Below are 11,912 nucleotides of genomic sequence, written 5' to 3'. Positions count from 1 at the left end.
TGGGCGGCGTAAGAAGCGAGACCCCGGATCAAGCCCGGGGTGACGATCACTCAAAACATGATCATGGTCTCGACCGATTCCCGAGCTTAAACCCAGTGCTGGTCTAAATCGCGGCAAACAAAGGATCAGAGCGCGCGGCCGTTGCGGCCCGCCAGTTCGACCACATATTGCCAGGCGACGCGGCCCGAACGGCTGCCGCGCTGGGTTGCCCACTGGACGGCCTCTAGCGGGTCGAAGCTGAGGCCTAGGCTGTCGGCATAGCCGGTGACGATGTCGATATAGGCCTGCTGATCCATGGCATGGAAGCCGAGGCTAAGGCCGAAGCGATCGGACAGCGCCATCTTGTCGTCGATCACGTCGCGCGGATTGACGGGGTCGTCCTGCTCCGACAGGTGACGCGGGACGATGTGGCGGCGGTTCGACGTCACATAGAGGCGGACGTTGGCGGGCCGGGCCGCCGTCCCGCCCTGAAGCAGCGACCGCAAAGCTCGCGCGTCACCGACGCCGCGTTCGTCGAACCCGAGATCGTCGAGGAAGAGGATGAAGGGCCGCTGCGTGCTGCGCAGGAGGGAGAAGAGGCGCGGGAGGCTGGCCAGTTCATCGATCGCGCATTGCAGCAGGGCGATGTCGGCGCCCTCCCGTTGGAGCCGGTCGATGACGGCGGCGACCACTGCGGACTTACCCGTTCCGCGTGCGCCCCAGAGCAGCGCGTCATGGGCAGCATGGCCAGCGGCGTGGCGGCGGGTGTTTTCGAGCAGCGTCGCCTTTTGCGCGTCGATGCCGGTCAACAGATCATAGTTCACCGGATCAAAGGCATCCACGGCCTGGATCGCGTGTCCATCCCAGACATAGGCGGACGCGGCGGCGAGGTCGGAGGAAATGGCCGGTGGTGGTGCGATCCGTTCCAGCGCTTGCGCGATGCGGCTGAGAATTTCGTCTTTCATGCGCCGGGCTTAATCCCCCTCCCCCGCCCCGGCAAGCCGTGCGGCCCTGTCATTCTTCTGTCGTAATGGACTTTTACTCTGCCGCGCTGGAGCTTATATCGCTGGGGCCGTGACCATCCCAAATCCTGTCTATTCCACCCGGATCAGCCGCTATGGCGCCGAAGCCCTGCGCGAGGCCGCATTGCTGATCCGCGCGGGCGAGCCGGTCGCGGTGCCGACGGAGACGGTCTATGGGCTGGCCGCCGACGCGACGGACGAAAGCGCGGTCGCGGCGATCTACAGCGCCAAGGGGCGGCCGAGCTTCAACCCGCTGATCGTGCATGTTTCGGACAAGGATATGGCGGAGCGGCTGGCGATCTTTTCGCCGGTGGCCGACAAGCTGGCGGCGCGATTTTGGCCGGGCGCGCTGACCATGGTGCTGCCGGTGCGGGAAGACAGCGGCCTGTCATCGCTGGTGACGGCGGGCTTGCCCACGGTCGCCCTGCGCTTGCCCGCCCATCCCGCGATGCGCGCGCTGATCCGGGAAAGCGGGCGACCACTTGCCGCGCCATCAGCCAATCGCAGCGGCGCGATCAGTCCGACACGGGCGGAGCATGTGCTGGCCAGTTTGAATGGCAAGGTGCGGCTGATCCTGGATGAGGGGCCGACGAGCGAGGGGCTGGAGTCAACGATCGTCGCCCCTGAGGATGGCCGTATCCGGCTGCTGCGGCCGGGTCCGGTGACGGCGGCGATGCTGGAGCAGGCGACGGGCCTTCCGGTCGTGACCGGCGTTGCCGATGCGAAGATCGAGGCGCCGGGTCAGTTGGAGAGCCATTATGCACCATCCAAGCCGGTGCGGCTGAACGCGCTGCGGGCGGAGAAGGACGAATATCTGATCGGCTTTGGCCTGATGCCGTGCAATATTAATTTGAGCCCGGATGCCGATGTGCAGGAGGCGGCGGCCAATCTGTTCGCGGCGCTGCATGTCGCCGATGCGAGCGCGGCGACGCATATTGCAGTGGCTCCGATCCCGGATGTGGGGATTGGAGTGGCGATCAATGACCGGCTGCGGCGGGCGGCGGCTTGAGGGTTCGAGAGCTTCGTGTTTTAGATAGGCATTACCTATTTTTTGCCCGTTCGCCCTGAGCCTGTCGAAGGGCTTTACTTCTTTTTGGAAAGAAGAGGGCTTCGACAAGCTCAGCCCGAACGGGGTGAGAGATTCAGATCAAAGTCGCGTCCTCAGCCGCAATCCCTGTAACCTGCCCGGCGGCATTCGCGACGGCGTTGCTCCTCGGCCTTCTTGCGTTCACGGGCTTCCTGGGCCTCCTGCTTGCGCATGCGGCGGCCGTAGTTGCGGTCGGATTCATCCTGGCTGGTGGTGGCCCAATCTGCGGCTTGTGCGCCGGCGCGGACAGGCATGGTGGCGACGTCGAGCGCCGTCTTTGCAATGCAGCCCGGGAGGGTCAGCATTATTCCGGCTGCGGCAATCGTCGCGAATGGGCGCATGGATATTCCCCTGTGAAATCCTCGCCTGAATGGCATGGTCGGGATTAACCTTAGCCTAAGCGATATTGGTGGGTTGGGGGAAAGTGTGAAGTTTCTCGTGGTTGTTAGTGTTTGAAGGCCACCCCCTCCCCGTTCGGGCTGAGCTTGTCGAAGCCTCTTCCCTTAAAAAAGAAGAGAAGCCCTTCGACAGGCTCAGGGCGAACGGGGGAGAGTTGGCGCGAACGGAACGGAGATAGGTCGAATACGGGCAGATCAGCCCTCGATCCGTTCCGCGAAGCCCTTGCGCAGTTTGGCGAGCTTGGGGGGGATGACCGCCATGCAATAGGGGTTACGGTCGCCGACGCGATCCCAATATTTCTGGTGATAATCCTCGGCCGGATACCATGGCGCGTCAGGTTCGATGGTGGTGACGATCGGGTTGCCATGATCCGGTTGCGCGCGGGCGATGGCGGCCTTGGCCTCCGCTTCCTGCTCCGGCGAATGCGGGAAGATTGCGGAGCGATATTGGGTGCCGATGTCGTTGCCCTGCCGGTTCAGCGTCGTCGGATCATGCGTCGCAAAGAAGATGTCGAGCAGGTCGCCATAGGAAATGACTTCCGGGTCAAAGGCGATGCGGATCGCTTCGGCATGGCCGGTCGCGCCGGAGCAGACCTGCTCATAGCTGGGATTGGGCAACTGACCGCCGAGATAGCCGCTTTCGACCGACCGGACGCCTTTCAGATTTTGGTACACCGCCTCGGTGCACCAGAAGCAGCCACCTGCCAGCGTCGCGATTTCCTCGGCCATTCGCCTGTTCCTTATCCTGTGTGGGGCACAAGATAGTTATGTTCAGGCGGCCGTTCCAGCCTGTCCTGCGGATGCCTCTGCCTTGGCGCGTTCTTCGGCGACCAGTTCCTTGCGCGACAGCTTGCCGACCAGCGTCTTGGGAAGGTTCAAACGAACCTCGACCTCGCAGACTTTTTCATGCTTTCCGAGTTGGGGATTAAGCCATGCCTTCAGCGCCTCGCCGTCCGTCTTAGCGCCTTCCTGAAGCGTGACGAACGCTTTGGGGGACTCGCCGCGATAGGGGTCGGGGATGCCGATAACGAGCGCCTCCTTCACTTCGGGGTGGTGGTAGAGCACCTCCTCCACCTGGCTGGGGAAGACCTTGAAGCCGCCGACCGCGATCATGTCCTTCAGCCGATCGACGATCTTCACATAGCCGTCCGCGTCGATCAGGCCGACGTCGCCGGTGCGCAGCCAGCCATCGACGAAGACTTCCTTGTCGGCGTCGGGGCGCTGCCAATAGCCCTTCATGATCTGAGGACCGGCAAAGACAAGTTCGCCCGGTTCGCCGGACGGCGGCGGCCGTGTCGGGTCCTCCCGATCCACGAGCTTGACGCGCGTTCCGGGGACGGGTTGACCCACGGTGCCGGGCTTGTTCAACCCCTCATAGGGATTGGAGCAGACGACCGGGCTGCTTTCGGTAAGGCCGTAGCCTTCGCACAGCTTCGCGCCGGTGGCGGCTTCGAACCGTTTCTTAAGTTCCAGCGGCAGGGGCGCGCCGCCCGAAATGCACAGGCGCAGCGATGAGAAATCGATGTTGGGCGTCGCCGGATGATCGAGCAGCGCCTGAAACATGGTGGGGACGCCGGGCATTGAGGTCGGGCTCGTCCGCTGAATGGCGGCGAGCACCTGCACGGCTTCGAACCGGGGCAGCATCACCATTTCGCCGCCGTTCAGCACCGTACGGTTAAGGACGCAGGTGTTGGCGAAGACATGGAAGAAGGGCAGGACCGCGAGGATGCGGTCGATGGCTTCGGGATGCGGATCGATGAGCCTGATTTGACGGGCATTGGCGGTCAGGTTCTGGTGGGTGAGCATCGCGCCCTTTGGCCGACCGGTGGTGCCGCCGGTATATTGCAGCAGAGCGACGTCGTTGACCGGATCGATCGCGACCGGCGTAGGATCCTCGCCATGGCGCAGTAGGTCGGCATAGTTCGTGATGCGCGGGTCGTTCGGGACCTGCGCGGTTTCCTTGCGCTTGAAGAGGCGGAACAGCACCGATTTGGCGGGCGGAAGCGCCTCTGCGATGCAGCCGACGATCAGCCGTTCGAGGCTGCTATTGTCCAGCACTTCCTGCGCCGTGGGCAGCAATGCCTTGGCAGAGAGGGTGAAGAGGATTTTGGTGCCGCTATCCTCGACCTGATGCTCCAGTTCGGCGGCGGTGTAGAGGGGGGAGAAATTGACGACGGTCGCGCCCGCCATCATGGCTCCATAATAGGCCGCAACATAATGGGGGACGTTGGGAAGGTAGAGGCCGACCCGGTCACCCTTGCGCACGCCCAGATCCTGAAGCCCCTTCGCGACCCGGCGAATGACATGGAGCATGTCGCCATAGGTCGTCTTGCGGCCGAGGAAATCGATCATCAACGCATCGGGATTGGCCGTCGCGCTGTCCACGACCATGTCCACCATCGACATGGGAGGAAAGGACTGATCCCAAGGATTGGGATGATTATAATGGTCTTTCCAGGCCGTCTCGATGCTCTCCATTAATGGAGGTGTAGGTCAGGCCCCTGCTTTACGCAAGCGTAAAGCAGGGCACGTCAGGGCAGGATCAGACCTGGCCCTGATTGTTGCTGAACGGGTCGATGATCGTGGCAGCGCCCGAGATCAGCTCCGCCTCGCTCTTCAACGCTGCCTCGGCACGGCGGGCGGCGTCGTCACGCTCGCGGCGCAGTTCCTCGATCAGCGCCTCGCGGTCGCCGTCCAGACGCGAGTCAGTCGGCGCTTCGATACCGAGCTTCTTCGCTGCCTTCGTCACCAGCGCGTCCAGTTCCCGCTGCGAACAGAGGCCGAGCGTCACCGGGTCCTTGGGCACGATGTTGGAGATGTTCCAGTGCGTGCGGTCACGAATGGCGGCGATGGTGGTGCGGGTGGTGCCGATCAGCTTGCCGATCGCGCCATCCGAGATTTCGGGGTGGTTGCGCAGGATCCAGGCGATGCCATCGGGCTTGTCCTGACGCTTGGAAACCGGCGTGTAGCGCGGGCCTTTCGTACGGCGGACCGGTTCGGGGCCTTTCAGCATCTTCAGGCGATAATCGGGGTTCGCCTCACCCTTGTGGATTTCCTCCATCGTGATTTCATGCGCGCGGACGGGATCGCGGCCGGTATATTTGGTGCCAGCCGTGTCATCGGCGATCGCCTGCACTTCCAGGATATGCAGCCCGCAAAATTCCGCGATCTGGTCAAAGCTGAGCGCGGTATTGTCGACCAGCCAGCTGGCTGTCGCATGGGGCATGAGAGGCTGGGACACGAGGATTCTCCGGCACTAAAAACAACAAGGGCCGCCCAAGCAGGGCGGCCACGCCCGTCCTGAGATAGTGCAAGAAGCCCCGTGGAGCAAGGAAAAGCGTCAGGCCGCGCTGTCTCTGACGAGGGGATCGATGCAGTGGAGGCCGGTCAGGAATTCGTCGGCGCTGCTTTCCCAGCTGAAGCTGCGGCCATGGGCGGCGCAGGCGGCACGGTCGCAATGCAGCGCGGCGGCGATGGCATCCTCCAGCCGTTCCGACAGTGCGCCGGTTTCGGGCGTCACTATGTCCATCGGCCCGCTGACCGGATAAGCGGCGACAGGGGTGCCACATGCCAGTGCCTCGATCATGACAAGGCCGAATGTGTCGGTGCGGCTGGGGAAAACGAAGACGTCGGCGCCCGCATAGGCGCCCGCCAGTTCCTCGCCGAACAATGGGCCAAGGAATTGCGCGTCGGGATAGGCGCGTTCCAGTTGCGCCCGTGCTGGACCAGCGCCGACGACCACCTTGCTGCCGGGGTGATCATTGGCAAGGAATGCCTCGAGATTCTTCTCGACAGCGACCCGGCCGACATAGAGCTGGATCGGGCGCGGGAGATTGGCGAATATCGCTGGCGGCGTTGCCACGGATGTGAAGGCGGACAGGTCCACGCCCCTGCCCCATGGCCGCACCTGCGCCAATCCATGGGCGCGCAATTGCTGCCGCACCGATCGGGTGGAGACCAGCACCGCGCGGGCAGGACCGTGGAACCAGCGGATGTAGGACCAGAACCAGCGGGCAGGCAGTCCGGTTCGGCGTGACACATAGTCAGGGAAATGCGTGTGATAGGCGGTGGTGAATGGCACCCCTCTACGCAAGCACCAGCGACGCGCGGCAAGGCAGAGCGGCCCTTCCGTCGCCAGGTGAACGGCATCCGGTTCAAAGGCCGCGATTGCGTCGCCCACCACGCCCGATCGCACGAAGGCCAGGCGGATTTCGGGATAGGTCGGACAGGGGAAGGAGCCGTAGAGATCGGGGGAGATGATCTTTACGGCATGCCCCCGCGCCTCCAGCTCCGCCTGAATGGTCTGGAGCGTTCGAACGACGCCGTTGACCTGCGGGGACCAAGCATCAGTGACGATCACGATGCGCATCAGGCGGCTATCCTCACCTGATCGCTGACGGCACGTGCCGCAACTTCATCAGCCCAATGCAGCACCTCCATGCGGCCGTCGAAATGTTCGACCAGGGCCGTGCATCCCTCGACCCAGTCGCCGTCATTATAATATTGGATGCCGCCAATCTCACGCATTTCGGCATTGTGGATGTGACCGCAAACCACGCCATCGACGCCGCGCGACCCGGCCTCATGCGATACCACTTCTTCAAAGCGGGAGATGAACTCGACGGCGTTCTTGACCTTGTGCTTGGCCATTTTGCTGAGCGACCAATAGGGCAGACCCATGCGCTGGCGCACCGCGTTCACCACGACGTTGAGGCGCATCAGCAAGCCGTAGGCGGCGTCTCCCACGAAGGCGAGCCAGCGGTGGGCCAGCATGATCGTGTCGAACTCATCGCCGTGCAGGACGAGGAGCTTGCGGCCGTCGGCGGTTTCATGGATCGCCTTGCGCCTGATCTCGACCCCACCGAAGCTGAGGCCCGTGAACTGGCGGAACATCTCATCATGATTGCCGGGAATATAGACGACGCGAGTGCCCCGCTTGGCCCGCTTCATGATGCGCCAAACGACGTCATTATGCGCGGCGGGCCAGTAGAAGCGCCGCTTGAGCCGCCAGCCGTCGATGATGTCGCCGACCAGATACATGGTCTCGCTATCGACGCTGTCTAGGAAGTCGATCAGCAGCTTTGCATTGCAGCCGCGCGTGCCGAGGTGGATGTCCGATATCCAGATAGTGCGGTAGCGGCGCCGCTTGCCATCCTGTTCCGGCGTATCGAAATGCTGGGCGCCTTCGTCCATGTCCGCCAGGAAAGGCAGGCGTGTGATGGCATTCATGATGCAACCCCTGGAGCTATTGTCCTCGGGGCCGAATCCTTAGCGGCGCAATGTTACAATCCCGCAGTGAATGTGACGGAAATGCTACCTCTGCGGGGTTTTAAGGCTAGAAAAATGAGAGTGGGCGACTGTTTTATAGCCAAGGAGAGGAGCTTTAATCCTCCCCATCGTCAGATGGGGAGGTGGCAGCGCGTAGCGCTGACGGAGGGGAAAATGCGCGACCTCGACCCATTTCCCCTCCACCAGCCTGCGGCTGGTCCCCCTCCCCACGCTTCGCGCGGGGAGGATTTGGGATGTCTGCAAGCCACCAAAAAAGGCGCTCAAACCGTCAGCACGATCTTCCCGAAATGCTCCCCCGCGTCCATGCGCGCATGTGCCCGCGCCGCCTGCGCCAAGGGGAAGCGCTGGTCCATCGCCGGACGGAGCCTGCCTTCTTCAACGAAGCTCCAAACCTCGCGGATGATCTCATCGGCCACCAGGCTCTTGAAAGCGGATGAGCGCGGCCGCAGCGTCGATCCGGTCAGCGTCAGCCGCCGGGTCATCACCGTGGGCAAGAAGATTTCCGCCTTTGCGCCGCCCAGCACCGCGATCGACACATGGCGGCCATCTTCGGCAAGGCACTGCAAGTTTCGGGGCACATAGTCGCCGCCGACCATATCCAGTACCGCCTGAACGCCTTGGCCAGCGGTAATACGCTTCACCTCTTCGACAAAATCTTGGGCACGATAATTGATGGCATGATGCGCGCCCCAAGCCTTCGCCTGCTCGCATTTCGCGTCGCTGCCGCAGGTGACGATGATGGTAATGTCGAAGAGCCGGCAGAGCGAAATCGCCATGGTGCCGATGCCGCTGGTCCCGCCATGCACCAGTACCGTATCGCCGCCGACGACATAGGCACGCTCGAACAGGTTGGTCCAGACGGTGAAGAGCGTTTCGGGCAAGGCCGCCGCCTCGACAATATCATAGCTATCCGGCACGGGAAGGCACTGGCCCGCGGGCGCAACCGCATATTCGGCATAGCCCCCGCCGGTGAGCAAGGCGCATACGCGCCGTCCAATCAGTTTCTCTGCGCTACCGCCAGCCGCGACGATCGTGCCGGAAACCTCCAGCCCCGGAATGTCCGACGCACCTGGGGGCGGCGGATATTTGCCCTGCCGCTGCAAGACATCCGGCCGGTTCACGCCTGCTGCCGCGACCCGGATCAGCACTTCATCCGCTGCTGGAACGGGAACCGGGCGACGCTCAGGCACTAGCGCCTCCGGGCCACCGGGCACCGGGATGGCAATCGCCGTCATCTCATCAGGCAGTGCCGCCTCAAACCCCATGATGGCCGTTCCCCCCGCAATAATCTGGCACCGCAGCTGAAAATAACAAGCGGCATAAGGGCGTTATTGACAGACCGGCCCCGGCGGTCAACATTGGCATCTATGGACATGGACGACGATCTGCCTCGCAAGATTGATGATCCGCTGGCCCAACTGCTTCGACAGGATTTGGGTCCACTATCCCTTGCCGATCTGGAAGAGCGCATCAGGGCGCTGGAGGGCGAAATCGCCCGAACCAGATCAAAGATTGAAAGCGCCGTTAACCACAAATCAAGTGCTGAGGCGTTATTCAAGCGATGAACCCGCGCTCCGCCCCTTGCGGCCCTGACATGGGCTTCACCGGGTACGGGCAGTCTGGCAATTCCGGCGATCAGGGACCCCTCCTTGTTCTGCCGTCGAGCAATGCCGACATATGGTTCAAGTCAGCCCCTCTTTGGGGCTCAGGAGTAGAATAGAAATGCCATCTTTCGCACCCGCCCTTGAAACCACGCTGCACAACGCGCTGACCCATGCGTCGGAACGTCGTCACGAATATGCGACGCTGGAGCATCTGCTTCTCGCGCTAATCGATGACGAACATGCGTCGAAGGTGATGCAGGCGTGCGGCGTGGAACTCGGCGAGCTGGGCGACGCCGTCACCCAATATCTCGACAGCGAACTCGACAGCCTGAAGGTGGAAGGGTCCAGCGACCCCTCCCCCACCAGCGGTTTCCAGCGCGTCGTCCAGCGCGCGATCCTGCACGTGCAATCTTCCGGAAAGGATGAAGTGACGGGAGCCAATGTGCTCGTCGCGCTTTTCTCCGAGCGGGAGAGCTATGCCGTCTATTTCCTCCAGCAGCAGGACATGAGCCGCCTCGACGCCGTCAGCTATATCAGCCACGGCGTCGGCAAGGGGACTGCAGCTCCTGAACAAAGCGCCGCCAAGGGCGCTCCGGAAGAGGAAAAGAAGGCGCAGGACAGCAAGGGCAAGAAGGACAGTGCCTTGGAGCAGTTCACGGTCAACCTCAACGAGAAGGCGATGCGGGGCAAGGTTGACCCGCTGATCGGCCGCAGCGCCGAAGTCGACCGGACGATCCAGATCCTGTGCCGCAGGTCGAAGAACAACCCGCTCTATGTGGGCGATCCGGGCGTCGGCAAGACCGCGATTGCGGAGGGCCTTGCGCGCAAGATCGTCGAGGGCGATGTTCCCGATGTCTTGAAGGAAGCGGTGATCTACTCGCTAGACATGGGCGCGCTGCTCGCGGGCACCCGCTATCGCGGCGATTTCGAGGAGCGGCTGAAGGCGGTCGTCACCGAACTCGAAAAGATGCCGCACGCGGTTCTCTTCATCGACGAGATCCACACCGTGATCGGCGCTGGCGCGACCAGCGGCGGGGCGATGGACGCGTCCAATCTGCTCAAGCCCGCTCTGTCAGGCGGCACGATCCGCTGCATCGGCTCGACCACCTACAAGGAGTTCCGCAACCATTTCGAGAAGGACCGCGCCCTGCTGCGCCGGTTCCAGAAGATCGACGTCAACGAACCGACCATCGAAGACACGATCAAGATTCTCGCTGGGCTGCGCAGCGCCTTTGAGGAACATCACAACGTCAAATACACTCCCGACGCGATCAAGGCGGCGGTGGAGCTGTCGGCGCGCTACATCAACGACCGCAAGCTGCCGGACAAGGCGATCGACGTGATCGATGAGGTCGGCGCGATGCAGATGCTGGTGGTGCCGTCGAAGCGGAAGAAAACGATCACCCCCAAGGAGATCGAGCAGGTCATCGCGACCATGGCGCGCATCCCTCCCAAGACCGTCTCGGCCGACGACAAGTCGGTGCTGGGTTCGCTGGACACAGACCTGAAGCGCGTCGTCTTCGGCCAGAACCGGGCGATCGAGATACTGTCCTCCGCGATCAAGCTGTCGCGGGCGGGACTGCGCGATCCGGAAAAGCCGATCGGCAGCTACCTCTTCTCCGGCCCCACCGGCGTCGGCAAGACGGAGGTCGCGCGTCAGCTCGCCAATCTGCTCGGCATTCCGCTCCAGCGGTTCGACATGTCGGAATATATGGAGCGACACTCGGTCAGCCGCTTGATCGGCGCCCCTCCGGGCTATGTCGGTTATGATCAGGGCGGTCTGCTGACCGATGCGGTCGATCAGAACCCGCACAGCGTGTTGCTGCTGGACGAAATCGAGAAGGCGCATCCTGATCTGTTCAACATCCTGTTGCAGGTCATGGACAACGGCCGCCTGACCGATCACCACGGCAAGACAGTGGATTTCCGCAACACCATCCTCATCATGACCACCAACGCCGGTGCGTCGGACATGGCGAAGGAGAGCATCGGTTTCGGCGAACTGACCCGCGACGATGTGCAGGAGGATGCGGTGAAGAAGCTCTTCACCCCCGAATTCCGCAACCGTCTCGATGCCATCGTTCCCTTCGGCTATCTGCCGCCGGAGATTGTGGCCCGGGTCATCGACAAGTTCGTGCTGCAACTCGAACTGCAACTGGCCGACCGCGACGTCCACATCACACTGGACGACGATGCCAAGGGCTGGCTCACCAAGAAGGGCTATGACAAGCTCTACGGCGCCCGCCCGATGGGCCGCCTGATGCAGGAGAAGATCAAGCAGCCGCTGGCCGAGGAACTGCTGTTCGGCAAGTTGGTGCACGGCGGCGAGGTCCATGTCCGGTTGAAGGACGAGGCGCTGGCCTTTGAGATCACCCCGGCTGCTCCGAAAAAGGGCAAGAAGGGTGGCAAGGCGAAGCCTGCGGAATCGGCCAAGTAAACAGGCCGAGGCACGAGATATGAAAGGGCGGCTCCCACGGCCGCCCTTTCTTTTTGGGCAGAGCCTGCGAGCGTCAGGAGGATCGCATCCCCCCTC

11 protein-coding genes are annotated in these 11,912 nt (G+C 62.7%); 3 read left to right on the top strand and 8 right to left on the bottom strand.

The genetic code is table 11. The features are described 5' to 3' along the window. Window positions 1-125 precede the first annotated feature (125 nt). The gene (locus ACZ5U1_RS01995; protein ID WP_464779149.1) at window positions 126-944 is read right to left on the bottom strand and encodes an ATP-binding protein; all 819 of its coding nucleotides are present in this window, start codon (window positions 942-944) and stop codon (window positions 126-128) included. Window positions 945-1,053: 109 nt separating this feature from the next. On the opposite strand from ACZ5U1_RS01995, the gene ACZ5U1_RS01990 reads away from it, so the two are divergent. Beyond that, complete coding sequence (locus ACZ5U1_RS01990) at window positions 1,054-2,010, top strand: L-threonylcarbamoyladenylate synthase (protein WP_464779148.1); 957 nt, start codon at window positions 1,054-1,056, stop codon at window positions 2,008-2,010. Window positions 2,011-2,162: 152 nt separating this feature from the next. On the opposite strand, the gene ACZ5U1_RS01985 is transcribed toward ACZ5U1_RS01990, so the two are convergent. The 7 genes from ACZ5U1_RS01985 to ACZ5U1_RS01955 all read right to left on the bottom strand — a co-directional run bounded on the left by ACZ5U1_RS01985 (window position 2,163) and on the right by ACZ5U1_RS01955 (window position 9,040). Further along, complete coding sequence (locus ACZ5U1_RS01985; RefSeq protein WP_464779147.1) at window positions 2,163-2,429, bottom strand: hypothetical protein; 267 nt, start codon at window positions 2,427-2,429, stop codon at window positions 2,163-2,165. Between the two features lie 252 nt (window positions 2,430-2,681). Further along, entirely contained in the window at window positions 2,682-3,215 is a 534-nt protein-coding gene (gene msrA, locus ACZ5U1_RS01980; protein ID WP_464779146.1) for a peptide-methionine (S)-S-oxide reductase MsrA, read from the bottom strand. A gap of 42 nt (window positions 3,216-3,257) precedes the next feature. Beyond that, the gene (locus tag ACZ5U1_RS01975) at window positions 3,258-4,964 is read right to left on the bottom strand and encodes a long-chain-fatty-acid--CoA ligase (protein WP_464779145.1); all 1,707 of its coding nucleotides are present in this window, start codon (window positions 4,962-4,964) and stop codon (window positions 3,258-3,260) included. Between the two features lie 64 nt (window positions 4,965-5,028). Then, window positions 5,029-5,712, bottom strand: a complete 684-nt coding sequence (locus tag ACZ5U1_RS01970) for a DUF1013 domain-containing protein (protein ID WP_464779939.1) — start codon at window positions 5,710-5,712, stop codon at window positions 5,029-5,031. A 114-nt stretch (window positions 5,713-5,826) separates the two neighbouring features. Continuing rightward, entirely contained in the window at window positions 5,827-6,855 is a 1,029-nt protein-coding gene (locus tag ACZ5U1_RS01965; RefSeq protein ID WP_464779144.1) for a glycosyltransferase family 4 protein, read from the bottom strand. Further along, complete coding sequence (locus ACZ5U1_RS01960; protein ID WP_464779143.1) at window positions 6,855-7,715, bottom strand: UDP-2,3-diacylglucosamine diphosphatase; 861 nt, start codon at window positions 7,713-7,715, stop codon at window positions 6,855-6,857. Before ACZ5U1_RS01960 ends, ACZ5U1_RS01965 begins: the two co-directional genes overlap by 1 nt. A gap of 320 nt (window positions 7,716-8,035) precedes the next feature. Further along, window positions 8,036-9,040, bottom strand: a complete 1,005-nt coding sequence (locus tag ACZ5U1_RS01955; protein ID WP_464779142.1) for an NAD(P)H-quinone oxidoreductase — start codon at window positions 9,038-9,040, stop codon at window positions 8,036-8,038. A gap of 102 nt (window positions 9,041-9,142) precedes the next feature. Here ACZ5U1_RS01955 and ACZ5U1_RS01950 point away from each other — a divergent pair, with 102 nt between their 5' ends. Both ACZ5U1_RS01950 and clpA read left to right on the top strand, forming a co-directional pair. Continuing rightward, entirely contained in the window at window positions 9,143-9,340 is a 198-nt protein-coding gene (locus ACZ5U1_RS01950) for a DUF1192 domain-containing protein (RefSeq protein WP_196225680.1), read from the top strand. 157 nt (window positions 9,341-9,497) lie between these two features. Beyond that, window positions 9,498-11,816, top strand: coding sequence for an ATP-dependent Clp protease ATP-binding subunit ClpA (gene clpA / locus ACZ5U1_RS01945; protein ID WP_464779141.1), 2,319 nt, complete (start codon window positions 9,498-9,500; stop codon window positions 11,814-11,816). The last annotated feature ends 96 nt before the right edge of the window (window positions 11,817-11,912 follow it).

It is taken from the genome of Sphingobium sp. TomTYG72, from assembly GCF_055394715.1.
The sequence above is the reverse complement of the archived record's forward strand: the minus strand, read 5'-3'. Positions and strand labels throughout refer to the sequence as shown.

Bases quoted from the DNA above. Each gene is read 5' to 3' on its own strand.
- ACZ5U1_RS01995 (WP_464779149.1), bottom strand. From the start codon at position 944: ATGAAAGACGAAATTCTCAGCCGCATCGCGCAAGCGCTGGAACGGATC.
- ACZ5U1_RS01970 (WP_464779939.1), bottom strand. From the start codon at position 5,712: ATGCCCCATGCGACAGCCAGCTGGCTGGTCGACAATACCGCGCTCAGC.
- ACZ5U1_RS01950 (WP_196225680.1), top strand. From the start codon at position 9,143: ATGGACATGGACGACGATCTGCCTCGCAAGATTGATGATCCGCTGGCC.
- ACZ5U1_RS01975 (WP_464779145.1), bottom strand. From the start codon at position 4,964: ATGGAGAGCATCGAGACGGCCTGGAAAGACCATTATAATCATCCCAAT.
- ACZ5U1_RS01960 (WP_464779143.1), bottom strand. From the start codon at position 7,715: ATGAATGCCATCACACGCCTGCCTTTCCTGGCGGACATGGACGAAGGC.
- ACZ5U1_RS01965 (WP_464779144.1), bottom strand. From the start codon at position 6,855: ATGCGCATCGTGATCGTCACTGATGCTTGGTCCCCGCAGGTCAACGGC.
- ACZ5U1_RS01955 (WP_464779142.1), bottom strand. From the start codon at position 9,040: ATGGGGTTTGAGGCGGCACTGCCTGATGAGATGACGGCGATTGCCATC.
- clpA (WP_464779141.1), top strand. From the start codon at position 9,498: ATGCCATCTTTCGCACCCGCCCTTGAAACCACGCTGCACAACGCGCTG.
- msrA (WP_464779146.1), bottom strand. From the start codon at position 3,215: ATGGCCGAGGAAATCGCGACGCTGGCAGGTGGCTGCTTCTGGTGCACC.
- ACZ5U1_RS01985 (WP_464779147.1), bottom strand. From the start codon at position 2,429: ATGCGCCCATTCGCGACGATTGCCGCAGCCGGAATAATGCTGACCCTC.